Here is a 24692-nt window from a genome sequence, read left to right as displayed (position 1 = left end):
GGGCGCCTGCGTTTAGATGTGGCGTACTTCGACAATCTCGTACTCGATAACGCCGCCAGGCGTTTTCACGGCAACCACGTCACCCTCTTCCTTGGCAATCAAGGCGCGGGCCAGTGGTGAGCCCACCGAAATCTTGCCGAGTTTAAAGTCAGCCTCATCCTCACCCACAATGTGGTAAGTGACGCTTTCATCAGTCTCGACGTTGGCGATTTCAACGGTGGTACCGAAAATCACTTTGCCGGTGTGAGGAATGGTCGTGACGTCGATGATCACCTGATTCTGAATCCGGCCCTCGATGTCACGAATCCGCGCCTCGACCATCCCTTGCTGCTCACGGGCAGCGTGGTATTCGGCGTTTTCCTTCAAGTCACCCAACTCGCGGGCCGTGCCGATGTCCTGGCTGAGCTTCGGACGGACGACCTTGGTCAGGTGAGCGTGTTCTTCTTCCAGGGCTTTCGCGCCCTGGACGGTCATAGGGTACTTGATCATGCCTTCAATCCTGCGTGTAGATCCTGCAAGCGGCGTACGGTCTTCTCGGGACCGAACTTGAGCGCTTCGCAGATGGCTTCGCCAGCAGCAATAGTCGTGGTGCAGTAGATCTTGTGCTGCAGGGCATTACGACGAATGGAGTACGAATCAGCAATCGACTGACGACCTTCGGTGGTGTTGATGATCAGGGTGACTTCGTCATTCTTGATCATGTCGACCACGTGCGGACGACCTTCGGTCACCTTGTTCACACGGCGCACTTTCAGGCCTGCGGCTTCGATCAGCTTGGCAGTACCGGCAGTGGCGACCACTTCGAAGCCCAAGTTGATCAGATCACGGGCCACGCCTGCAACCAGTGGCTTATCGTCGTCACGCACGCTGATGAACGCGGTGCCGCCGGTCGGCAGCACTTCGCTGGCGCCCATCTGGGCCTTGGCGAACGCTTCGCCGAAGGTGTCACCCACGCCCATCACTTCACCGGTGGACTTCATCTCTGGGCCCAGGATCGGGTCCACACCAGGGAATTTGGCGAATGGGAACACCGCCTCTTTCACGCTGTAGAAGTTCGGAATGATTTCTTTGGTGAAGCCGATTTCTTTCAGGGTTTTACCGGCCATCACGCGTGCCGCGATCATGGCCAGGGAAACACCGATGCACTTGGACACGAACGGTACGGTACGGGAAGCGCGCGGGTTGACTTCAATGACGTAGATGTCTTCGCCTTGCAGCGCCAACTGTACGTTCATCAGGCCGACAACGCCCAGTTCCAGGGCCATTTTCTTGACCTGTTCGCGCATCTCGTCCTGGATGTGCGCAGGCAGCGAGTACGGCGGCAGGGAGCACGCCGAGTCACCGGAGTGAACGCCGGCCTGCTCGATGTGCTGCATGATCGCGCCGATTACCACGTCGGTGCCGTCGCAAACCGCATCCACGTCCATTTCGATGGCGCAGTTGAGGAAGTGGTCGAGCAGCACAGGGCTGTCGTTGGACACCTTCACCGCATCGCGCAGGTAGCGCTTGAGTTCTTCTTCTTCGTAGACGATTTCCATCGCACGACCGCCCAAAACATAGGACGGACGAACCACCAGCGGGTAACCGATCTTGGCGGCAGCACGAATCGCTTCGTCTTCGCTACGCACGGTGGCGTTTGGCGGCTGACGCAGGTTCAGGCGCTCAACCATTTGCTGGAAACGCTCACGGTCTTCGGCACGGTCGATGGCGTCAGGGCTGGTGCCGATGATTGGCACGCCAGCTTCTTCCAGGGCGCGAGCCAGTTTCAGCGGGGTTTGGCCGCCGTACTGGACGATCACGCCTTTTGGCTTCTCGACGCGGCAGATTTCCAGCACGTCTTCCAGGGTCACCGGCTCGAAGTACAGGCGATCGGAGGTGTCGTAATCGGTCGAAACGGTTTCCGGGTTGCAATTGACCATGATGGTCTCGTAACCGTCGGCGCGCAGGGCAAGTGCCGCGTGTACGCAGCAGTAGTCGAACTCGATGCCTTGGCCGATGCGGTTAGGACCGCCGCCCAGGATCATGATCTTGTCGCGGCCCGTCGGTGCGGCTTCGCACTCTTCCTCGTAAGTCGAGTACATATAGGCGGTGTCGGTGGCGAACTCGGCCGCGCAGGTGTCAACGCGCTTGTAGACCGGGAAGATTTCCAGCTTGTGACGGTGGCGACGCAGCGCCTTCTCGGTCACGCCCAGCAGCTTGGCCAGACGCATGTCGGAGAAGCCTTTGCGCTTGAGCTTGAACATCAAGTCGCGGTCGATGCTAGCCAGACCCAGGGTCTTGACCTTCTCTTCGTCCTTGATCAGGTCTTCGATCTGCACCAGGAACCACGGGTCGATCATGTTCATGCCGAAGATGTCTTCGACCGACAGACCGGCGCGGAACGCGTCAGCCACGTACCAGATACGCTCGGCACCCGGCACGGTCAGTTCGCGCTTGAGGATGCTCATGCTTTCCGGATTGCTCAGGTCGAGCTTCTCGTCCAGGCCGCAAACGCCCACTTCCAGACCGCGCAAAGCTTTCTGCAGGGATTCCTGGAAGGTCCGGCCGATCGCCATGACTTCACCGACCGACTTCATTTGAGTGGTCAGGCGCGCGTCGGCTTTCGGGAATTTCTCGAAGGCGAAGCGTGGCAACTTGGTCACGACGTAGTCAATGGACGGCTCGAAGGATGCAGGAGTAGCGCCGCCGGTGATTTCGTTCTGCAGTTCGTCCAGGGTGTAGCCGATCGCCAGCTTGGCAGCGATACGCGCAATCGGGAAACCAGTGGCTTTCGAGGCCAGTGCCGAAGAGCGGGATACACGCGGGTTCATCTCGATGACTACCATGCGGCCAGTGTCCGGGCAGATGCCGAACTGGACGTTGGAGCCGCCGGTTTCCACGCCGATCTCGCGCAGTACCGCCAGAGAGGCGTTACGCATGATCTGGTATTCCTTGTCCGTCAGGGTTTGTGCCGGAGCAACGGTGATCGAGTCACCGGTGTGCACGCCCATCGGGTCAAAGTTTTCGATGGAGCAGACGATGATGCAGTTGTCCTTCTTATCGCGGACAACCTCCATCTCATACTCTTTCCAGCCGATCAGGGATTCATCGATCAGCAGTTCCTTGGTCGGCGACAGGTCGAGACCGCGGGCGCAGATTTCTTCGAACTCTTCGCGGTTGTAAGCGATACCGCCACCGGTGCCGCCCATGGTGAAGGACGGACGGATGATGCACGGGAAGCCAAGCTTCTCGAGCACTGCGTTGGCCTCTTCCATGCTGTGGGCGATACCCGAACGCGGGCAGTCCAGGCCGATGGATTTCATCGCCTTGTCGAAGCGCGAACGGTCTTCGGCCTTGTCGATGGTGTCAGCGTTGGCACCGATCATCTCTACGCCGAACTTCTCCAGAACGCCTTCGCGCTCCAGGTCCAGGGCGCAGTTCAGAGCAGTCTGGCCACCCATGGTCGGCAGCAGCGCGTCCGGACGCTCTTTCTCGATGATCTTGGCAACGGTCTGCCATTTGATCGGCTCGATGTAGGTGGCGTCAGCCATATCCGGGTCGGTCATGATGGTCGCTGGGTTGGAGTTCACCAGGATGACGCGGTAACCCTCCTCGCGCAGGGCTTTGCAGGCCTGGGCGCCGGAGTAGTCGAATTCGCAGGCCTGGCCGATCACGATCGGGCCAGCGCCGAGAATCAGGATGCTTTTAATGTCTGTACGTTTTGGCATGGGTTTGTCACTCAAATCCGCAGGTCAGTCGGCAAGCCGTCTTGTTCAATCTGTGAAGCCTTGAGGGGGCCGCCGATGTTCGGGACCGCCCCTCAAGCTTTGCAACATCAAGGCGAGCGATTAGCGTCGCTTGGCCATTTCGTTGATGAAGCGATCGAACAATGGCGCTACGTCGTTCGGGCCAGGGCTGGCTTCAGGGTGACCCTGGAAGCTGAAGGCGCTTTTGTCGGTACGCTCGATGCCTTGAAGGGTACCGTCGAACAGCGATTTGTGAATCGCGCGGACGTTGGCCGGCAGGGTCGCTTCGTCTACCGCAAAACCGTGGTTCTGGCTGGTGATCATCACTACACCGGTATCCAGATCCTGGACCGGGTGGTTGGCACCGTGGTGGCCGTGGCCCATTTTCAGGGTCTTGGCACCGGAGGCCAGGGCCAGCAGCTGGTGACCGAGGCAGATGCCGAAGACCGGAATCTCGGTTTCGAGCACGTCCTTGATCGCCTGGATCGCGTAGTCGCAAGGCTCCGGGTCACCAGGGCCGTTGGACAGGAACACGCCGTCCGGCTTCATCGCCAGAACGTCAGCGGCTGGAGTCTGGGCCGGCACCACGGTCACGCGGCAACCGCGCTCGACCAGCATGCGCAGGATGTTCAGCTTGACGCCGTAGTCGTAGGCAACCACGTGGTAGGGCAGCTCGGAGGCTTCGATGGTCGCGTGGCTGTCGGTTTTCAGATCCCAGACAGTCGAGCGCCACTCGTATTGCTCTTTGGTGCTGACGACTTTCGCCAGGTCCATGCCTTTGAGGCCAGGAAAACCCTGGGCGGCGGCGATGGCGGCTTCTTCGGAGATGTTGTCACCTGCCATGATGCAGCCGTTCTGCGCGCCTTTTTCACGCAAAATGCGTGTCAGGCGGCGAGTGTCGATACCGGCGATTGCCACTACGTTGTTGGCTTTCAGGTAGTCGGACAGGGACATCGTGTTACGCCAGTTGCTCGCAACCAGTGGCAGGTCACGGATGACCAGGCCAGCGGACCATACGCGGTCGGACTCGGCGTCTTCCGGCGTTGTGCCGGTGTTGCCGATGTGCGGGTAAGTCAGGGTAACGATCTGTTGGGCGTAGGAAGGATCGGTAAGGATTTCCTGATAGCCGGTCATGGCGGTGTTGAATACCACCTCACCAACGGTTTGACCGTCGGCTCCAATTGCTTCGCCGCGAAAAATGCTGCCATCAGCAAGGGCGAGTATGGCTGGCTTAGTCAAGAAGACCTCCCGTAAATAAAGCCTGAAAGGGCGATCGCAGGTGTAAAAAAGCGGAGTGACGTATGGACACGTCACCCCGCTCATTCACTGAATTATTCTGCGCGCTTTTAGTGAACACACTAAAGCTGTAGCTTACAGAAAAAGGCATTTTCGGTCTACCGCCAATGAGCCTTAAAGGCCGGAGAATGCGACAGGACGTCGCTTGGCGGAGTAAAACCGGGCTCAAACGCCGTGTTCGAACCCGATTTCAGGCACTTCTTAACGCAGGTCGAGCACGTCTTGCATGTCATAAAGACCCGGCTCGCGCCCATCCAGCCACAAGGCGGCACGTACTGCACCCTTGGCAAAGGTCATGCGACTGGACGCTTTATGCGTGATCTCGACACGCTCACCATCAGCGGCGAACAGCACGGTGTGATCACCGACGATGTCACCGGCACGCACCGTGGCGAAGCCGATGGTTTCGCGAGCGCGGGCGCCGGTCTGGCCTTCACGACCGTAAACCGCCACCTTCTTCAGATCACGCCCCAGCGCATCGGCAATCACTTCACCCATGCGCACGGCAGTACCGGACGGCGCATCGACTTTATGCCGATGATGGGCTTCAGTGATTTCGATATCGACATCATCACCCAGTACCCGGGCAGCGGTGTCGAGCAGCTTCAGGCAAAGATTAACGCCGACGCTGAAGTTGGCCGCGAAGACAATTGGAATGTCCTTGCCCGCTTCCGCCAGCAGCTGCTTCTCCTCAACGCTGAAACCGGTGGTACCGATGATCATCGCCTTGTGATGCTTGCGGCAGAACGCGAGGTTCTTCAGCGTCACCGTCGGGTGCGTGAAGTCGATCAGCACGTCGAACTCGTCGACCACGCGATCCAGATCACCCGACAGCGGCACTCCGATACGACCCAGCGCAGCCAGTTCGCCGGCATCTGCGCCGACCAGCGAGCTGTCCGGACGATCAATGGCCGCCGTCAGACCCGCGCCCTGCTGTTGCTGCACGGCCTCGATCAGGGTTTTGCCCATGCGCCCGGCGGCGCCCATCACTGCAATACGTCGCATGCCCGTCTCCTTACAAATCGCCGAAGAAGCGCTTCACGCCTTCGAACCAACCAGTGGTTTTCGGCGAATGGCTGTTGTCGTCCGCCAGCGAGCTGCGGAACTCTTCCAGCAATTCGCGCTGACGACGACCCAGGTTGACCGGAGTTTCGACCGCCACACGGCACATCAAGTCACCGGCTCCACCGCCACGCACAGGCGCAACGCCTTTGCCGCGAACACGGAACTGCTTGCCGGTCTGGGTCCCTTCAGGGATTTTCAGTTTGACTCGACCATCAAGGGTCGGAATCTCCAGCTCGCCGCCCAGTGCAGCATCAACAAAACTGATCGGCACTTCGCAGAACAGGTGCTTGCCGTCGCGCTGGAAGATCGCGTGCTCGCGCACATTGATCACCACGTACAGATCGCCCGTCGGTCCACCCTGCGCACCCGCCTCGCCTTCGCCGGACAGACGAATGCGATCACCGGTATCCACACCGGCCGGTACTTTCACCGAGAGGGTTTTGTACTCTTCGACACGGCCTTCGCCGTTGCAGGAGTTGCACGGGTCGGAAATGATCTTGCCCTGGCCATGGCAACGCGGGCAGGTCTGCTGCACCGAGAAGAAGCCCTGCTGCATGCGCACCTGGCCAATACCGCCGCATGTCGGGCAGGTTACTGGCGAGGAGCCTTTCTTGGCACCCGAGCCGTCGCAGGGCTTGCAGTTGACCAGTGTCGGAACGCGGATATTCACGGTCGTGCCGCGCACCGCTTCTTCCAGGTTCAGCTCCAGGGTATAACGCAAGTCGCTGCCACGCTGAGCGCCGCCACGGGCACCGCCGCGACCACCACCGAAGAAGTCACTGAAGACATCACCAAAGATGTCGGAGAAGTTCTGACCGCCAAATCCGGCACCGCCGCCACCCATGCTCGGGTCGACGCCGGCATGACCGTACTGGTCGTAGGCCGCGCGCTTGCTGGAATCGGACAGGACTTCGTAGGCCTCGTTGGCCTCCTTGAACATCTCTTCCGACGCTTTGTCATCGGGATTACGGTCCGGGTGATGCTTCATCGCCAGGCGACGGTAGGCCTTTTTCAGGTCTGCTTCGCTTGAACCACGCTCAACACCCAATATTTCGTAATAGTCACGCTTTGCCATAAGTCTTTGCACTCTTAAGGACGTCCGGCAAACCCCTCCTGAGCCTCGCCAAACTCGTTGAGCCCCAATACAGGCCCGGACCCAACTCACGTCAATTCAACGATCCTGGTCTTTGATTCAATGCGGTACTTTCAGCTCGAGAAGCAGGAGCATTCCCGGCCATACCGCCAGCATTCGAGCGTTGTCGCATGCTGTAAAAATTCGCTAACTCCAGACACGCCAACGCGGGAGCAAGCTCCCGCGCGGCGACATCCTACCAGTCACCGCCAGAAGGCAGTCAACCGGGCGACCAACAACTTACTTGTGGTCTTTGACTTCTTCGAACTCGGCATCAACAACGTCGTCGGCTTTTTCGGCTTTTTCGTCGTTAGGTGCCGCGCCTTCGGCAGGCTGGGCCTGTTCGGCGTACATCTTCTGCGCCACTGGTGCGGAGACTTTGGACAACTCTTCAACCTTGGCTTCGATTGCAGCCTTGTCGTCGCCTTTGACAGCGGCTTCCAGAGCAACAACAGCGGCTTCGATTGCAGTCTTCTCTTCAGCCGTCACTTTATCGCCAGCGTCAGCGACCATTTTGCGAGTCGAGTGAACCAGTGCATCGCCCTGGTTGCGGGCTGCGGCCAGTGCTTCGAACTTGCTGTCTTCTTCGGCGTTGGCTTCAGCATCGCGAATCATCTGCTGAATCTCTTCCTCGGACAGACCGGAGTTGGCCTTGATCACGATCGACTGAGTCTTGCCGGTGGCCTTGTCTTTGGCGCCTACGTGCAGGATGCCGTTGGCGTCGATGTCGAAGGTCACTTCAATTTGTGGCACGCCACGTGGTGCTGGTGGAATCTCGGCCAGGTCGAACTTGCCCAGGGACTTGTTCTGTGCCGCTTGCTTACGCTCACCTTGCAGCACGTGAATGGTCACGGCGCCCTGGTTGTCGTCGGCAGTCGAGAACACTTGCGATTTCTTGGTAGGAATCGTGGTGTTTTTCTCGATCAGCGCGGTCATCACGCCACCCATGGTTTCGATACCCAGGGTCAGCGGGCTGACGTCGAGCAGCAGAACGTCTTTCACGTCACCGGCCAGTACGGCACCCTGGATAGCAGCACCCATGGCAACGGCTTCGTCCGGGTTCACGTCTTTACGTGCTTCTTTACCGAAGAACTCGGTCACCAACTTCTGAACCAGTGGCATACGGGTCTGACCGCCCACCAGGATCACGTCGTTGATGGCGCCAACGTCGATACCGGAGTCTTTCAGCGCAATGCGGCAAGGTTCGATGGTGCGTTGAACCAGGTCTTCTACCAGCGCTTCGAGCTTGGCGCGGGAGATTTTCACGTTCAAGTGCTTAGGACCGGTGGCGTCTGCAGTGATGTACGGCAGGTTCACATCAGTCGACATGCTCGAGGACAGTTCGATCTTGGCTTTTTCAGCGGCTTCTTTCAGGCGCTGCATGGCCAGCGGGTCACCTTTGAGGTTCATGCCGCTTTCTTTCTTGAATTCGTCGACGAGGTAGTCGATCAGACGAATGTCAAAGTCTTCACCGCCCAGGAAAGTGTCACCGTTGGTGGCCAATACTTCGAACTGGTGCTCGCCATCGACTTCAGCGATTTCGATCACGGAAACGTCGAAGGTACCGCCGCCCAAGTCGTAAACGATCACGGTGTGATCGCCCTTCGCCTTGTCCATACCGTAGGCCAGAGCGGCCGCGGTCGGTTCGTTGATGATACGTTTTACGTCCAGGCCAGCAATACGGCCGGCGTCTTTGGTGGCTTGACGCTGGCTGTCGTTGAAGTAAGCCGGAACGGTGATGACCGCTTCGGTCACTGGCTCGCCGAGGTAGTCTTCGGCGGTCTTCTTCATTTTCTTCAGAATTTCAGCAGAGATCTGTGGCGGCGACATTTTCTGGCCGTTCACTTCTACCCATGCGTCGCCGTTGTCAGCCTTGGCGATTTTGTACGGGACCATCTTAATGTCTTTCTGTACGACTTCTTCGTCGAACTTACGACCGATCAGACGCTTCACCGCGTACAGGGTGTTATGCGGATTGGTCACAGCTTGACGCTTGGCGGACTGACCAACCAGGATTTCGCCGTCGTTGGCGTAAGCGATGATCGACGGCGTGGTACGCGCGCCTTCAGCGTTTTCGATAACTTTGGCTACGCCGTTTTCAAGCACGGAGACGCAGGAGTTGGTAGTCCCCAGGTCGATACCGATAATTTTGCCCATGTTTATTCTCCCGAAACTTTTGGATTTGGTTGCCGCAGCAGTGGTGGCTAACTGCGGTAGCACTTAAACGCTTGACTTCTAAATGGGGGCCTTGTGGCTAATTTCAAGCCTGCTCATCAATAGAAGGCGAAACTGGCGCAGGGGCCTTGCTCACCACAACCATGGCCGGGCGCAGCAGACGACCGTTGAGCTGATACCCTTTCTGGAACACCTTGAGCACGCTGTTCGGCTCAACGTCGGCGCTTTCCTGCATGGCCATTGCCTGGTGCTGAACGGCATTGAACGGCTCGCCATGCGGATCGATCACTTCCAACTGATAACGCTTCAGGGTGTCCTGGAACATTTTCAGGGTCAGCTCGATGCCTTCGCGCATTGGGCGGATGCTTTCGTCATCCGGGTTGGACAACTCCAGGCCACGCTCCAGGCTGTCGATGATCGGCAACAAATCGCCAGCAAATTTTTCCAGGGCGAATTTGTGCGCTTTTTCTACATCCTGCTCGGCTCGACGACGGACGTTCTGCAGATCAGCCGCTACACGCAAAGCTTGATCATGAGCGCCAGCCAATTGCTCCTCGAGCACTTGTACGCGAGCCGCCAGTTCATCACCCGAATCCGGGGCAGCCTGATCGGCGTCTAGATTTTGCGTATCCACTGTCTGTTCGTCAGCCATAGAATTCTCCTTTCAATAACGTCCGCGAGCTCAACTCGCGCTTCTGTCCCGGTATATGGGGCCGCAAAAATCAGCTTCAAGGGGCGGGTTGCGATTAACCCTACAAAAAACGCTGCATTGTGATTACGCGACGACCAGGCATTTCGTCAGACCGAGGCGATCGAGCACTTCAGGGGCATTGTCAGCCGCAAATAAAACACTGTATAAATAACCAGACCTAAAGCCTGGGAGCGGCCTTTATGCTGGTGCACCTGTCCGTACATAACTACGCCATCGTTGAACATCTCGATCTCGAGCTCGATCGCGGGATGAGCGTGATAACCGGGGAAACCGGTGCCGGCAAGTCGATCATGCTCGACGCCCTCGGCCTGACCCTGGGCGACCGTGCCGACAGCGGCGTGGTCCGTCCCGGCGCCGACAAGGCCGACATCCTTGCAACCTTCGACCTGGTCGACATCCCGGAAGCCAGCGCCTGGCTGGCGGAGCGCGACCTGGAAAGCGACGGCCCGTGCATCTTGCGACGGGTCATCACCGCCGAAGGACGCTCTCGTGGCTATATCAACGGCACGCCCTGCCCGCTCGGCGACCTCAAAGCCCTCGGCGAACTGCTGATCGATATCCACAGCCAGCACGAACACCAATCCCTGCTCAAGACCGACACTCACCGCCGCTTGCTCGACGAATACGCCGGCGCCACTGATCTTGCCCGCCAGGTGCAGCTGGCCGCCCAACGCTGGCGCCAGACTCGCCAGGAGCTGGAACGCCTCTCCAATTCCGGCGACGAGCAGCGCGCTCGCCATCAATTGCTCAGCTATCAGCTCGAAGAGCTGGAAAACCTCGGCCTCGGCGAAAACGAGCTGGAACAACTGGAACAGGAGCACAAGAACCTCACCAACGCAGAAACCCTGCTGGGTATCTGTCGGCAAGTGGTCGAGCAATGCAGCGAAAGTGATTCCGGGAATGTCCTGAACGCGCTGACCGCCAGCCTCAATCGTCTATCGAGCGTCAATAACTCGATCGGCGCACTGGGTGAAGCCAGCAGCCTGCTGACCAGCGCACAGATACAGGTCGAAGAAGCCGTGGGCGAGCTCAACCGCTTTCTCGACAACTTCGACGCCGACCCGGCGCGCCTTCAATACCTGGAAGAACGCCTGGATGCGATCTACACCATGGCGCGCAAGCACCGCATCCAGCCGACCGAAGTCGCCGAGATGCAGCAGCGCTTGCTGGATGAAATCGAAACCCTGAACGCCAACGATGAATCCATCGAGCGACTGAGCGATGAGCTGGCTTCTTATGCCCGTCATTATCAGGAGAAGGCTCGAGAACTAAGCGACCTGCGCCATCAAGCCTCGAACAGCCTGGCCAGCGCCGTGGAACAGGAAATCCAGCGACTGGGCATGCCCGGCGGGCGCTTCACTATCGAATTACGTCCTAACAGCAGCGACGAACTGCTGCCTAATGGACTGGAGCAGGTCGAGCTGCTGGTCAGCGCCAACCCCGGTCAGCCATTAAAAGCCTTGGCCAAAGTGGCCTCGGGTGGCGAACTGTCACGAATCAGCCTGGCTATTCAGGTGATCACCGCACAGACCTCACGTGTGCCGACACTTGTATTCGATGAGGTAGACGTGGGCATCGGAGGCCCCACCGCGGAGATCGTTGGCCAACTGCTACGTCGCCTCGGTGAACGCGGACAGGTGCTGACAGTGACCCACTTGCCGCAAGTGGCCGCCCAGGGCCATCAACATCTATTCGTGCACAAGGTGCGCGGCGAAGAGGCGACCCACACGGCTGTTTCCAAACTGAGCAAGAATGATCGCGTCGAAGAAGTAGCGCGGATGCTGGGTGGCATCGATCTGACCAAGGAATCCCTGGCTCACGCGAAAAAAATGGTCGTCACCGCAAAAATTTAAGGACGGCAGAAAGCACGAAGGCGACCCTTGGGTCGCCTTCGCTCGTTTCGCGAATGTAAAATTCGCGCGACATGCTTACTTTTTCTTGCGCACGTACAGCACCAGATTGTGATCAACCATCTCGAAGCCGTACTTATCGACGATGGCTTTCTGCAGACGCTCGATTTCTTCGTCGAAGAATTCGATCACTTCGCTGGTTTCGACGTTGACCATATGGTCGTGATGCTTGCCGTCATCCAGCTCGAAGACCGCATGGCCTCCGTCGAAGTTGTGCCGCACCACAAGGCCAGCTGCCTCGAACTGAGTCAGTACACGGTAAACCGTGGCCAGACCGACGTCCTCACCAGCCTCCATCAGCGCCTTGTAAACATCCTCGGCACTCATGTGGCGTTGCTCGGCGGAATCGAGCATTTGCAGAATTTTGACCCGTGGAAGGGTCACTTTGAGGCCGGCTTTGCGTAGTTCGCTATTTTCAACCATGGTCAGCTTTCTCGCGATGCTGCTTCGCAGCTTCTCTTAATGCGGGTATGATCGGCGTTTACGTTGTCCCAGCCAAGATAGTGGAAGTCGCCCACCGATGCAAAACACCAAGCTCTTGCTAACCAGTTTCACCTTTGTGGGACTGCTCGCACTCGCCGGTTGTTCATTCCCCGGGGTTTACAAAATCGACATCCAGCAGGGCAATGTCGTCACGCAGGACATGATAAACCAGTTACGCCCGGGAATGACCCGTAAGCAAGTACGGTTTATCATGGGCAACCCCCTGCTGACCGACACGTTCCATGCCGATCGCTGGGATTATCTGTACAGCCTGCAACCGGGTGGCGGTGAACGCCAACAGGAACGCATTAGCGTTATCTTCAACCCAAATGACCAACTTGTCAGCCTCTCTGGTGATTTCATGCCAGGCGTGAGCCGCGACGAAGCTATTCTCGGCAAGGACAGTGGCACAACAGTCACTGCACCAGCAGAAAACGCCGAGAAGCCGAAACCGGAAAAACCGGTCAAGCCAGGCTCGTTGCTGGACCAGATCCAGAAGGACGTAGACGGTGTAGAAACCGTTCCGGTCCCGACGCCAGAACCGCTGGAAACCTCGCCGCAATAATTTGCGACGCAATAAAAAACCCGGCATGTCCGGGTTTTTTATTGTCTGGCGCTTGGGCGGCTTACTGATTCCGGGCCTTGGCCTCAGCAGCCTTGGCGGCACGCAGCCGACGAATCTCTTTCGGATCTGCCAGCAATGGCCGGTAAATCTCGATGCGATCACCCGCCTGCACAGGACAAGTGTCCGCATCAGTAATTACTTTACCGAAGATCCCCACCGGGCAATGGGTCAGATCCAGCTCCGCGAAGGTCTCGCCAACGCCTGACGCCAGCAAAGCCGCGCGCACCGTCGTTCCCGCTGGCACCGACACTGCGAGAAGCACCTGACGATCAACTGCGGCGTAGACCACCTCGACGTCAACCTTCGACTCAACCATGCATTTGTTTGGCGCGCTGGCAAAACGCGTCCACCAACGTGTTTGCGGCCTGATTGAACAGCGGCCCCAAGGTTGCGCGAACAATCGGCCCGGCGTAATCGAAGGACAGGTCCAGACTGATCTTGCAGGCCTTTTCGCCCAACGGCTTGAACACCCAAATGCCATGCAACTGGGTGAAAGGTCCTTCCTCGAGGTTCATCTCGATTGAATGGCCGGGCACTAAAGTGTTTCTGGTAACAAAATGCTGACTCAACCCACCCTTGGCCACGCCCACGCTGGCACGCATGTGCTCGGGAGTGCTTTCCAGCACTTCAGCGGTGGAACACCACGGCAGAAATTCCGGGTAACGCGCCACGTCGTTGACCAGGTCATACAGCGCTTGCGCCGGGTAAGGCAGCAGAGCCGAACGTTGAATGTGTGTCGTCATGTCAGCGTCACTTCCACAGCTGTGCGGCAAACACTACGAGAATGCCGATGGGCGCCACATAGCGCATCAAGAACAAGGACAGGGCGAACAGCGCAGGGTTGCGGACCGACAACTCGTCGCGCACCGCTTCACGCCCCATCACCCAGCCCGCAAACACCACGAAACACAAACCACCGAGTGGCAACATGATCCGCGACGTGAAGAAATCGATCACGCCAAAGAAGTCCAGGCCACCTGCCGCACCCCATTGATAGAGATGGAACATCCCGCCTTCGTTCACGAAAAATTTGGCTTCCTTCCAGATATTGAAGGAAAACACCGTGCCCAACCCCACGAACCAGCAGATAAAAGCCAGCCAGAAAGTCACCCAGGCGCGACTGACTTTCGTACGCTCGACCAGGTAAGCCACCATCGGCTCGAGCAGGGAAATCGCCGAGCTCCAGGCAGCCACCGCGACCAGTACGAAGAACACTACGCCCATCAACTGGCCGAACGCTACGTTACCGAAGGCGAACGGCAGGCTGACAAACATCAGGCCCGGGCCTTCGCTCGGGTTCAAGCCCGCAGCGAACACAATCGGAAACAATGCCAGACCAGCCACCAGGGAAACGAAGGTGTCGAGCAGCGCCACGCCGACCACAGTGCCGGAGATCGACGAATGCTTGGGCATGTAAGCGCCGTAAATCATGATCGAACCAACGCCCACACTCAGGGAGAAGAACGCGTGCCCCATGGCCGGCAACAAGCCGTCGAGGACTTTTTCCGGGTGGAAGTCGAACATGAAATGCACGCCTTCCATGAAATGGCCGGTGGTCATGCTGTAGCCCAGCAGCACCAGAATCATCACGAAGAGCAGCGGCATCATGATCCGCAAGCTGCGTTCAAGCCCGGCGACCACGCCTTTGGCGATGACGACGGCAGACAGCAGCATGAAAATCGTGTGCCAAAGTGTCAGGCGCCACGGATCGGCGATCACATTGCCAAAGTACGCGCCGACCTGATCGGGCGTTGCTCCCTGGAAGTCGCCACGGCCCATGTCGATGATGTAATCCAGCGACCAGCCGCCGACCACACTATAGAAAGACAGGATCAGCAACGCCGTGATCATCCCGGCGAATGCGCCCCAGGACCACTTGCCCGAATGCCCCGCCTCCACCGCCAGCACCTTCAAGGCGTTGGCCGGACTCTGCCGCGCGCGGCGGCCGATCAGGGTTTCGGCCAGCATGACCGGCACACCGATCAGCGCGATACAGGCCAGGAACATCAGCACGAAGGCGCCGCCCCCGTAGACGCCGACCATGTACGGGAATTTCCAGATACTACCCAGGCCCACGGCCGAACCGGTCGCGGCGAGTATGAAGACCCAGCGGCTAGCCCAACTGCCGTGGACAGAAACCTTGTCTGTCGACATCGTTATCACGCCCAAGCGTTCAAAAAAGAGGCCGCATTGTCCGGGATTCAATCAACCTGCTCAAGCACGTAGCGATACCGTAGCCGACTCGCGTGCAACTCCCTATAATGCCGCCCCTATGGCTAAACAGAAGAAACACCCAACAGGGACCATCGCGCAAAACAAAAAGGCGCGACACGATTACTTCATCGAGCATAAGTTCGAGGCTGGTCTGGTCCTGGCCGGCTGGGAAGTAAAAAGTCTGCGGGCAAGCAAGCTGCAACTGGTTGACAGTTACGTGCTGCTCAAGGATGGCGAAGCCTGGCTGCTCGGCAGCCACATTACGCCGCTGATGACCGCCAGCACCCACGTCATCGCCGATCCGACCCGCACCCGCAAGTTGTTGCTCAACCGCCGCGAGCTTGAAAAGCTGGCCGCCGCCGTGCAGCAAAAAGGCTATGCCTGCGTGTGCCTGTCCTGGTACTGGAGCAAGCACATGGTCAAGTGCGAGATCGCTCTGGGCAAGGGCAAGAAGGAATACGACAAGCGTGATACCGAACGCGAACGCGACGCCGGTCGCGAGTTGCAGCGTGCGGTGCGCAACAAGGGCAAGGAAGATTAATCTTTCGGTCTGATGATCGTTCCCACGCGGAGCGTGGGAATGATCATGGCTACATCCCCTTGCGCCGCTCCGCCCGGGCCATGCGCTGCACTTCCTGACGCACTTCTTCCAGCACTTCCTGCACATACAAAATATGTCGGCTGGAGACTTCCCGCGCCTGTTCCGCCCGCCCTTCGATAATCGCCAGGTACAGCTCCCGATGTTGCGTGATCAGCATGTCGCGGGTTTCCGTGCGCTGCTTGTACATGCCGCCAATGTTGGTCACCACGTTGCGCTTGAGCAGATCGAACAGCCCGCGAATGGTGTGCAGCAACACAGCGTTGTGACTGGCTTCGGCAATCGCCAAATGAAATTTCGCATCCGCCGCGCCCTCTTCCGCCCGGCTCACCTCATCGTGACGCGTGTAGCAGTCCTGCAATTCATTGAATGCCGCCGTCAGCCGCTCGCGATCGACATCCGTGGCGCGCAGTGCCGCGTAATAGGCGCAGGACGCCTCCAGCGTATGACGAAACTCCAGCAGATCGCGCTGGGCTTCCGGGTTGCTTTCCAGCAGATGCAACAGTGGATCGCTGAAGGTTGAACCCAGCGACTCCACCACATAATTGCCGCCGCCCTGGCGACTGACCAACAAGCCTTTAGCCGCCAGTTTCTGAATCGCCTCGCGCAAGGAGGGGCGTGACACGCCGAACTGCTCGGCCAACGCGCGCTCGGCCGGCAAGCGCTCGCCAGACTTCAACGTGCCTTCGAGGATCATCCCCTCGAGTTGCTCGACAATATCGTCAGACAAACGGCGCTGACGAATCTGATCAAACCCCATAACTCAATTCTCCACGGTCCCGACGGCTCGCCGGGCCCTCTATTCTGGCCTATCGGCGCTGTGCCAGCACCTACCAGACGGCATTTGTTAAAGCGGATCACGCCCACTATTCAGCACTTATTCGACAAAAGTTTTAGGGCGACAAATTGACACACCGCATACAAGGCTTTTACCCTAGCCAACAGCGATTGTAAATTGGTATTACCAATTATCCAAGAACGCTGACCAGTGCCTGACCAACAACAATTAGGGGCCACCCCATATGCAAACCTGGCAACAGCTCTATACCCCGCTCGGCAGCCTTGGCGTTTCCGCGCTCGCGGCCGTTATTCCCATCGTGTTTTTCTTCCTGGCGTTGGCGGTGTTCCGCCTCAAAGGCCATGTGGCCGGCAGCATCACCCTGGCGTTGTCCATCGCCGTTGCGATCTTTGCCTTCCAGATGCCGGTCGATATGGCCTTCGCCGCCGCAGGCTATGGCTTTGCCTACGGCCTGTGGCCGATTGCCTGGATCATTGTCGCGGCCGTGTTCCTCTACAAACTGACGGTCAAGAGTGGTCAGTTCGAAGTGATCCGCAGCTCGGTATTGTCGATCACCGACGACCAGCGTTTGCAGGTGCTGCTGATCGGTTTCTGCTTCGGTGCGTTCCTGGAAGGTGCCGCCGGCTTCGGTGCACCGGTAGCGATTACCGCCGCGCTGCTTGTAGGACTGGGCTTCAACCCACTGTACGCCGCTGGCCTGTGCCTGATCGCCAACACCGCGCCAGTGGCCTTCGGTGCCCTGGGGATTCCGATCATCGTGGCCGGGCAAGTGACCGGCATTGACGCGTTCAAGATCGGCGCCATGACCGGCCGCCAACTGCCGTTGCTGTCGCTGTTCGTGCCGTTCTGGCTGGTGTTCATGATGGACGGCCTGCGCGGCGTTCGGGAAACCTGGCCTGCTGCGCTGGTGGCCGGCTTGAGCTTTGCCATCACCCAATACTTCACGTCGAACTTCATCGGCCCTGAGTTGCCGGACATCACCTCGGCCCTGGCCAGCCTGATTTCCCTGACGCTGTTCCTGAAAGTCTGGCAGCCAAAACGCGCCGCCGGCCAACACATCGCCGGTGCCGTCTCGGCCTCCGTTGTGACCGCCAGCGCCGGTGGTTTCGGCCAGCCGCGCACCAGCGTGGCGTCGCCTTACAGCCTGTTCGAAATCGTCAAAGCCTGGTCGCCGTTCCTGATCCTCACCGTGCTGGTCACCATCTGGACCCTGAAACCGTTCAAGGCCATGTTCGCCGCCGGCGGTTCGATGTACAGCTGGGTGTTCAACTTCGCCATCCCGCACCTGGATCAGATGGTGATCAAGGTCGCACCGATCGTGACTGCGCCGACCGCCATTACAGCGGTGTTCAAACTCGATCCGATTTCCGCGACCGGCACGGCGATTTTCTTCTCCGCGCTGATCTCGATGCTGGTGCTGAAGATCAACATCAAAACTGGTCTTACCACTTTGAAAGAGACCTTCTACGAGCTGCGCTGGCCGATTCTGTCGATCGGCATGGTGTTGGCGTTCGCCTTCGTCACCAACTACTCGGGCATGTCTTCGACCATGGCACTGGTATTGGCAGGCACTGGCGCGGCATTCCCGTTCTTCTCGCCATTCCTCGGCTGGTTGGGCGTGTTCCTGACCGGGTCCGATACCTCGTCCAACGCGCTGTTCAGTTCGTTGCAAGCAACCACCGCGCACCAGATCGGCGTGAGCGATGTGCTGTTGGTGGCGGCAAACACCAGCGGCGGCGTGACCGGCAAGATGATCTCGCCGCAATCGATCGCCGTGGCCTGCGCCGCCACCGGTCTGGTGGGCAAGGAATCGGACCTGTTCCGCTTCACCCTCAAGCACAGCCTGTTCTTTGCAACCATCGTCGGCCTGATCACCTACGTCCAGGCCTACTGGCTCACTGGCATGTTGGTGCACTAGGGACTACAAGCCACATCGAAAAAACCGACGCCGGACCACGATTCCGGCGTCAGCTATTCACAACCCGGTCTGTAAGGCTGCTGAAAGTTTCCCTCTCTATATTCAGCAGCCTCAGCAGACGGATAACCGGGTCCACCCGGAGACACGCCTGATGAGCGAGCTTTTTTACAACGCCGTGCCGAATGCGACCCGCGTCGCCCCGCCACTGCCCGAGCCTCGGCAATACCCCAGCGAGAAACCGTCACGGGTCTACCTGTTCGGGACCTGCGTGGTGGACTTGTTCTACCCCGAAGCCGGGATGGACGCGATTCACTTGCTGGAACGCGAAGGTATCCGTGTCGAGTACCCGCAAGGGCAGAGCTGCTGCGGACAACCGGCCTACACCTCGGGTTACACCGAGCAGGCAAGGACCGTGGCGCGCTCGCAACTGGCGCTGTTCGCCGGGGATTACCCGGTGGTGGTGCCGTCGGGATCCTGTGCCGGGATGTTGCGCGAACACTACGCCGACTTGTTCAAGGACGAGCCGCAGACGTTGAAGCAGGTTCAGGCGCTGGCGGCCCGGACTTACGAACTGGCCGAGTTCCTGCTGTTTGTCTGCAAGGTGCAGCTCAAGGACGGCGGCGAGCCGGTAAAAGTGGCGTTGCACACCTCGTGTTCGGCACGGCGTGAAATGAACACCCACTTGCACGGTCGCGAGTTGTTGTCGCAACTGAGCAATGTGGAGCGAGTCGACCACAGCCACGAAAGTGAATGCTGTGGCTTTGGTGGAACGTTCAGCGTCCGTATGCCAGATATTTCCGGCGCGATGGTGGCTGACAAGACAAGGTCGTTGAAGGAATCCGGCGCACACAAGGTCCTCAGTGCCGATTGTGGTTGCCTGATGAACATCAACGGCTCGCTGGAGAAACAGAAGGAAGCGTTGCGCGGCCAACACCTGGCCAGTTTCCTTTGGCAGCGAACCGGAGGTGTTCTATGAACGCTTCCGCGATTATTCCTACGGTTGCCGTGGAAGAAGACTTTCGCACCCGGGCTCACAAGGCATTGGGTGACAAGCAGCTGCGAAACAACTTTCGTACTGCGATGGATTCTCTGATGACAAAACGGGCAGCGTCCTTCAGCGATGCCCATGAAAGAGAACATTTACGAGCGCTGGGCAATGCAGTCCGTGCCCGTGCGTTATCCAAGTTGCCCGACCTGCTCGAGCAGCTGGAACAGAACCTGACCCGCAACGGTGTGACAGTGCACTGGGCGGAAACGGTGGACGAGGCCAATGGCATCGTCCTCTCGATCATCCGCGCTCACGAGGGGCGGCAAGTGATCAAGGGCAAATCGATGGTCAGCGAAGAGATGGAAATGAACCATGTCCTCGAAGCTCAAGGCATTGAATGCCTGGAGTCGGACATGGGGGAGTACATCGTCCAGCTCGATCACGAGAAGCCTTCACACATTATTATGCCGGCGATCCACAAGAATGCCGGTCAGGTCGCGTCCTTGTTCCACGACAAACTTGGCGTGGAGTACACCAAGGACGTTGACCAACTCATTCAGATCGGTCGCAAAGTCTTGCGACAGAAATTCTTCGAAGCGGACATTGGCGTTTCTGGCGTCAACTTCGCCGTGGCCGAAACCGGCACCTTGCTGCTGGTGGAAAACGAAGGCAACGGCCGCATGACCACCACGGTGCCGCCAGTGCACATCGCGGTGACCGGCATCGAAAAAGTCGTGGAAAACCTGCGCGACGTGGTCCCGCTGCTGTCGCTGTTGACCCGCTCGGCCCTCGGCCAGCCGATCACCACCTACGTCAACATGATCTCCGGCCCGCGCAAGGAACATGAACTCGACGGTCCGCAGGAAGTGCATCTGGTCCTGCTCGACAACGGTCGCAGCCAGGCCTTCGCCGACAGCGAATTGCGCCAGACCCTGAACTGCATCCGCTGCGGTGCCTGTATGAATCATTGCCCGGTGTACACCCGAATTGGCGGTCACGCCTATGGGGAGGTTTACCCTGGGCCCATCGGAAAAATCATCACCCCGCACATGGTCGGCCTGGCGAACGTCCCGGACCATCCGAGCGCATCGTCGCTCTGCGGTGCTTGCGGTGAAGTTTGCCCGGTAAAAATTCCGATCCCGGCACTGCTGCGTCGCCTGCGGGAAGAGAACGTCAAAGCCCCGGACAGTGCGCATCAAGTCATGCGCGGTCAGGGCAGCAAATATTCGCGCAAGGAACGTTTTATCTGGAACGCCTGGGCCAGACTCAACAGCTCGCCGACGCTGTATCGTCTGTTCGGCTTTGTCGCCACACGACTGCGTGCCCTGGCACCGAACAATGTTGGCCCGTGGACGCAAAACCACAGCGCACCGAAACCCGCTGCCCGCTCACTGCATGACATGGCCCGTGAGCATCTGGCCAAACAGGGAGATCGTTGATGAGCGCCAAGCAAAACATCCTCGCCAAGCTACGGAAAAGTCTGACAGGCACCACGCCCGTGCCCGACGAATTCGACGTCGAGCTGGTGACTGCGCCTTACACCTACACCGCCGAGCAACGCATCCCGCAATTGCGCAAACTGATGGAAGCGGTGCACACCGAGATCCACCTCACGTCCGGCGAAGGTTGGCCGGCGTTGCTCGCACAGTTGTTGCGAGACCGTCAGTTGCCGAGCTTGTTGATCGCGCCGACTACGCCTCATGGGCAACGCGTCACGCAACACTGGGCGAATAATCCTGATCTACCGACACTCAAGTCCTACGACCGTCCGGTTGAAGAGTGGAAAGCCGAGCTGTTCAACGACACCCCGGCCAGCCTGACCACCACCCTCGGCGCAATTGCCGCCACCGGAAGTCTGATTCTCTGGCCAACACGGGAGGAACCGCGCTTGATGAGCCTGGTTCCGCCCGTGCATTTTGCCCTGCTGAAAGCCAGTGAAATTCGCGACAACTTCTATCAGGTCCAACAGGAATTCGACTGGGCGAAAGGCATGCCGACCAACGCGCTGCTGGTGTCCGGCCCGTCGAAAACGGCCGACATCGAGCAAGTCCTGGCCTACGGTGCGCACGGTCCGAAAGACCTGGTGGTTTTGATTCTGGAGGACCAATGACTCTACCGGCGGCTTTCCTGCGAGATGCGCAGCAACTGATCCCCCAAGAGCGGCGCTTCGACGACCCATTGTCGACATTGGCCTTTGGCACCGACGCCAGTTTTTATCGACTGATTCCGAAACTGGTGATCCGTGTCGAGTCCGAAGACGAAGTGGTGGCGCTGCTGAAACTGGCGCAACGTGACCAGGTCCCGGTGACCTTCCGCGCGGCCGGTACCAGCCTGTCCGGCCAGGCCATCAGCGATTCGGTGCTGATCGTGCTTGGGGATAACTGGAACGGTCGCGAGATCCGCGGCCAAGGCACGCAAATCCGCCTGCAACCGGGCGTGATCGGCGCGCAGGCCAACGCCTGGCTGGCGCCGTTCGGGCGCAAGATTGGTCCAGATCCGGCCTCGATCAACGCCTGCAAAATCGGCGGTATCGTAGCCAACAACGCCAGCGGTATGTGCTGCGGCACCGCGCAGAACACCTACCACACGCTGGCCGGTATTCGTCTGGTCCTGGCCGACGGCAGCCGTCTCGATACCGAAGATCCGGCGAGCGTTGCCGCGTTTCACCAGAGCCACGCCGCGCTGCTTGAACGTCTGGCGACATTGGGCCGCGAAACCCGCGCCAATGCCGAACTGGCTGCGAGAATCCGCCACAAGTACCGCCTGAAAAATACCACCGGCCTGTCACTCAATGCGCTGGTGGATTTTGACGAGCCTGTGGATATCTTGAGCCACTTGCTGGTGGGCTCCGAAGGCACGCTCGGCTTCATCAGCGCGGTGACCTACGACACGGTCATCGACCACCCGAACAAGGCTTCGGCGCTGATCGTGTTTCCGGATGTAGAGACCTGCTGCAACGCCGTCACCGTGCTGAAAAGCCAGCCGGTGTCCGCCGTGGAACTGCTGGACCGTCGCAGCCTGCGCTCGGTGCAGGACAAACCCGGCATGCCCGCTTTCGTACAACAGCTGTCGAACAATGCCTGCGCCTTGCTGATCGAATCCCGCGCAGCATCGTCCACTTTGCTACAGGAACAACTGGCGCAGATCATGGCGTCGTTGACTTCTTTCCCGGTGGAAAAACAAGTCGACTTCACCGAGGACCCAGTTGAAAACGCTCGACTTTGGGCTATCCGCAAAGACACCTTCCCTGCCGTCGGTGCGGTGCGCAAAACCGGCACGACGGTGATCATCGAAGACGTGACGTTTCCGGTGGAACAGTTGGCCATTGGCGTTAACCGCCTGATCGAGCTGTTCGACAAACACCACTACGACGAGGCGATCCTCTTCGGCCATGCCCTGGAAGGCAATCTGCACTTCGTCTTCACCCAAGGCTTCAACAACCCGGAAGAAGTCGCACGCTACCAGGCATTCATGGACGACGTGGCGCAGTTGGTGGCGGTGGAGTTTGGCGGATCGTTGAAGGCCGAGCACGGCACCGGCCGCAACATGGCGCCTTTTGTCGAGCTGGAATGGGGCAGCGATGCCTATCAACTGATGTGGCAACTCAAACGGCTGCTCGACCCTAACGGCATCCTCAACCCGGACGTGGTGCTCAGCGAAGATCCGCAGATCCACCTCAAGCACCTGAAACCGCTGCCGGCCGCCGACGAGATTGTGGATAAGTGCATCGAGTGCGGTTTCTGCGAACCGGTCTGCCCGTCGAAAGGACTGACCCTGAGCCCGCGCCAGCGCATCGTGATCTGGCGCGATATTCAGGCGAAGAAACGCGCAGGCGTCGACACCGCCGAACTTGAAGCCGCCTACGAATACCAAGGCATCGACACCTGCGCCGCCACCGGTTTGTGTGCGCAACGTTGCCCTGTAGGCATCAACACCGGCGAGCTGGTGAAAAAGCTTCGCGGCCGCAAGGCGACGCATACGAAAACCGCCAACTGGCTTGAAGGCAATTTCGCCACGGCACTGCAAGGCGCGCGTTTCACCCTGCATGTCGCCAACGGTGCGCGGATGCTGCTGGGCGCACCGCGCCTGGCGAAGCTGTCGGCGACGTTGACCAAGTTGTCCAAAGGTCAGGTCCCGCAATGGACCAACGCTATGCCGCAGCCAGAAAAAGCCATTCGCTTCAGCCCGGTCGTATCGGACCAACGCCCTCGTGTGGTGTATCTGGCGGCGTGCGTCTCGCGGGTCATGGGCCCGGCGGCGGGTGATAAAGAGCAGATGTCGCTGTACGACAAAACCCGTGGGCTGCTGGAAAAAGCCGGTTACCAGGTCGTCTTTCCCGACAATCAGGACAGCCTCTGCTGCGGTCAGCCATTTGCCTCCAAAGGTTATGCGGAACAGGCCGAGCACAAACGCCAGGAACTGATCGGCGCATTGCTGCACGCCAGTCGCGGCGGGCTCGATCCGATCTATTGCGACACCAGCCCGTGCACGTTACGGCTGGTTCAGGATTTGGGCGAAGTCCGACTCGACCTTTACGACCCGGTGCGATTCATCCGTACGCATTTGATGGATCGCCTGGATTTCACACCGCAGGAAGCGCCGATCGCCGTGCACGTCACTTGCAGCACCCAGCACCTTGGCGAGAGTCAGGCGCTGATTGATCTGGCGCGTAAATGCAGCAAAAACGTGGTCATTCCAGAGGGCATTCACTGCTGTGGTTTTGCGGGGGACAAGGGCTTCACCACCCCCGAACTGAACGCTCACTCACTGCGCAGCCTGAAAGACGCCGTGCAGTTCTGCGCAGAAGGCATTTCCACCAGCCGCACCTGCGAAATCGGCCTGAGCCAACATGGCGGGATCGACTATCACGGTCTGGTTTACTTGGTGGATCGGGTGACGCAAGTGCGTCCGGCTTGAGGGCACTTTGGTGAAAATGGGGCGATTTCGCCCCTTTTTCATGCACCGCTGTTGCGCCAATCTTCTCGACACGCCTTCAAAAAAAAACCGAACTCCAGCATGCGGCTATAGTCATTTAGCTAGGCCCTGTGAACG

Annotated in this window: 20 protein-coding genes; 8 read left to right on the top strand and 12 right to left on the bottom strand. The window is 58.9% G+C overall.

Annotation, left to right across the window (positions count from 1 at the left end; all coding sequences use genetic code 11):
- Positions 1–12: 12 nt before the first annotated feature.
- The 7 genes from greA to grpE all read right to left on the bottom strand — a co-directional run bounded on the left by greA (position 13) and on the right by grpE (position 10045).
- Positions 13–489 (bottom strand): transcription elongation factor GreA, encoded by a 477-nt coding sequence (greA, locus tag JIO00_RS04210; protein ID WP_010463507.1) that lies wholly within the window; start codon positions 487–489, stop codon positions 13–15.
- On the bottom strand, positions 486–3707 hold the full coding sequence (gene carB / locus JIO00_RS04205; protein WP_010463509.1) for a carbamoyl-phosphate synthase large subunit: 3222 nt from the start codon (positions 3705–3707) through the stop codon (positions 486–488). Before carB ends, greA begins: the two co-directional genes overlap by 4 nt.
- 120 nt (positions 3708–3827) lie before the next feature.
- Positions 3828–4964, bottom strand: coding sequence for a glutamine-hydrolyzing carbamoyl-phosphate synthase small subunit (carA, locus tag JIO00_RS04200; protein ID WP_010463512.1), 1137 nt, complete (start codon positions 4962–4964; stop codon positions 3828–3830).
- 258 nt (positions 4965–5222) lie between these two features.
- Positions 5223–6026 (bottom strand): 4-hydroxy-tetrahydrodipicolinate reductase, encoded by an 804-nt coding sequence (gene dapB / locus JIO00_RS04195; RefSeq protein WP_010463514.1) that lies wholly within the window; start codon positions 6024–6026, stop codon positions 5223–5225.
- Between the two features lie 10 nt (positions 6027–6036).
- Positions 6037–7161: a molecular chaperone DnaJ gene (gene dnaJ / locus JIO00_RS04190; protein ID WP_010463516.1), complete on the bottom strand. Its 1125-nt coding sequence runs from the start codon at positions 7159–7161 to the stop codon at positions 6037–6039.
- Between the two features lie 297 nt (positions 7162–7458).
- Positions 7459–9375 carry a molecular chaperone DnaK gene (dnaK, locus tag JIO00_RS04185; RefSeq protein ID WP_077747385.1) on the bottom strand — a complete coding sequence of 639 codons (1917 nt, stop codon included), beginning with the start codon at positions 9373–9375 and terminating at the stop codon, positions 7459–7461.
- A gap of 103 nt (positions 9376–9478) precedes the next feature.
- Positions 9479–10045, bottom strand: coding sequence for a nucleotide exchange factor GrpE (gene grpE / locus JIO00_RS04180; RefSeq protein WP_077747384.1), 567 nt, complete (start codon positions 10043–10045; stop codon positions 9479–9481).
- Positions 10046–10284: 239 nt separating this feature from the next.
- Here grpE and recN point away from each other — a divergent pair, with 239 nt between their 5' ends.
- Positions 10285–11958 (top strand): DNA repair protein RecN, encoded by a 1674-nt coding sequence (gene recN, locus JIO00_RS04175; RefSeq protein ID WP_109627902.1) that lies wholly within the window; start codon positions 10285–10287, stop codon positions 11956–11958.
- 75 nt (positions 11959–12033) lie between these two features.
- On the opposite strand, the gene fur is transcribed toward recN, so the two are convergent.
- Positions 12034–12438: a ferric iron uptake transcriptional regulator gene (fur, locus tag JIO00_RS04170; protein WP_003197684.1), complete on the bottom strand. Its 405-nt coding sequence runs from the start codon at positions 12436–12438 to the stop codon at positions 12034–12036.
- A 97-nt stretch (positions 12439–12535) separates the two neighbouring features.
- Between fur and JIO00_RS04165 the strand changes: the two genes are divergently transcribed.
- The gene (locus JIO00_RS04165) at positions 12536–13063 is read left to right on the top strand and encodes an outer membrane protein assembly factor BamE (protein ID WP_010463534.1); all 528 of its coding nucleotides are present in this window, start codon (positions 12536–12538) and stop codon (positions 13061–13063) included.
- Between the two features lie 61 nt (positions 13064–13124).
- On the opposite strand, the gene JIO00_RS04160 is transcribed toward JIO00_RS04165, so the two are convergent.
- From JIO00_RS04160 to JIO00_RS04150, 3 genes are read right to left on the bottom strand one after another with little or no spacing between them, the layout of a single operon-like run.
- Positions 13125–13439 carry an RnfH family protein gene (locus JIO00_RS04160; protein WP_083375054.1) on the bottom strand — a complete coding sequence of 105 codons (315 nt, stop codon included), beginning with the start codon at positions 13437–13439 and terminating at the stop codon, positions 13125–13127.
- On the bottom strand, positions 13432–13866 hold the full coding sequence (locus tag JIO00_RS04155) for a type II toxin-antitoxin system RatA family toxin (protein ID WP_010463538.1): 435 nt from the start codon (positions 13864–13866) through the stop codon (positions 13432–13434). Before JIO00_RS04155 ends, JIO00_RS04160 begins: the two co-directional genes overlap by 8 nt.
- A gap of 7 nt (positions 13867–13873) precedes the next feature.
- Complete coding sequence (locus JIO00_RS04150) at positions 13874–15277, bottom strand: sodium-dependent transporter (protein WP_010463541.1); 1404 nt, start codon at positions 15275–15277, stop codon at positions 13874–13876.
- 118 nt (positions 15278–15395) lie between these two features.
- Between JIO00_RS04150 and smpB the strand changes: the two genes are divergently transcribed.
- Positions 15396–15878 carry an SsrA-binding protein SmpB gene (gene smpB, locus JIO00_RS04145; protein ID WP_007900551.1) on the top strand — a complete coding sequence of 161 codons (483 nt, stop codon included), beginning with the start codon at positions 15396–15398 and terminating at the stop codon, positions 15876–15878.
- A 49-nt stretch (positions 15879–15927) separates the two neighbouring features.
- Here smpB and JIO00_RS04140 read toward each other — a convergent pair whose 3' ends face one another.
- Entirely contained in the window at positions 15928–16695 is a 768-nt protein-coding gene (locus tag JIO00_RS04140) for a GntR family transcriptional regulator (RefSeq protein WP_010463546.1), read from the bottom strand.
- A gap of 262 nt (positions 16696–16957) precedes the next feature.
- Between JIO00_RS04140 and JIO00_RS04135 the strand changes: the two genes are divergently transcribed.
- From JIO00_RS04135 to JIO00_RS04115, 5 genes are all read left to right on the top strand, one after another.
- Positions 16958–18652, top strand: a complete 1695-nt coding sequence (locus tag JIO00_RS04135; RefSeq protein WP_102593593.1) for a lactate permease LctP family transporter — start codon at positions 16958–16960, stop codon at positions 18650–18652.
- A gap of 151 nt (positions 18653–18803) precedes the next feature.
- Positions 18804–19628, top strand: coding sequence for a (Fe-S)-binding protein (locus JIO00_RS04130; RefSeq protein ID WP_010463550.1), 825 nt, complete (start codon positions 18804–18806; stop codon positions 19626–19628).
- Positions 19625–21079, top strand: a complete 1455-nt coding sequence (locus tag JIO00_RS04125; protein WP_010463552.1) for a LutB/LldF family L-lactate oxidation iron-sulfur protein — start codon at positions 19625–19627, stop codon at positions 21077–21079. The genes JIO00_RS04130 and JIO00_RS04125 overlap by 4 nt, the downstream gene beginning before the upstream one ends.
- Positions 21079–21750 (top strand): LutC/YkgG family protein, encoded by a 672-nt coding sequence (locus tag JIO00_RS04120; protein ID WP_154503028.1) that lies wholly within the window; start codon positions 21079–21081, stop codon positions 21748–21750. Before JIO00_RS04125 ends, JIO00_RS04120 begins: the two co-directional genes overlap by 1 nt.
- Positions 21747–24557 (top strand): FAD-binding and (Fe-S)-binding domain-containing protein, encoded by a 2811-nt coding sequence (locus JIO00_RS04115; protein WP_154503026.1) that lies wholly within the window; start codon positions 21747–21749, stop codon positions 24555–24557. Before JIO00_RS04120 ends, JIO00_RS04115 begins: the two co-directional genes overlap by 4 nt.
- The last annotated feature ends 135 nt before the right edge of the window (positions 24558–24692 follow it).

This window comes from Pseudomonas sp. SW-3 (assembly GCF_016615645.1).
Lineage (GTDB): Bacteria > Pseudomonadota > Gammaproteobacteria > Pseudomonadales > Pseudomonadaceae > Aquipseudomonas > Aquipseudomonas mandelii.
Note: the sequence above shows the minus strand (reverse complement) of the source record. Positions and strands in the feature narration are given on the sequence as shown.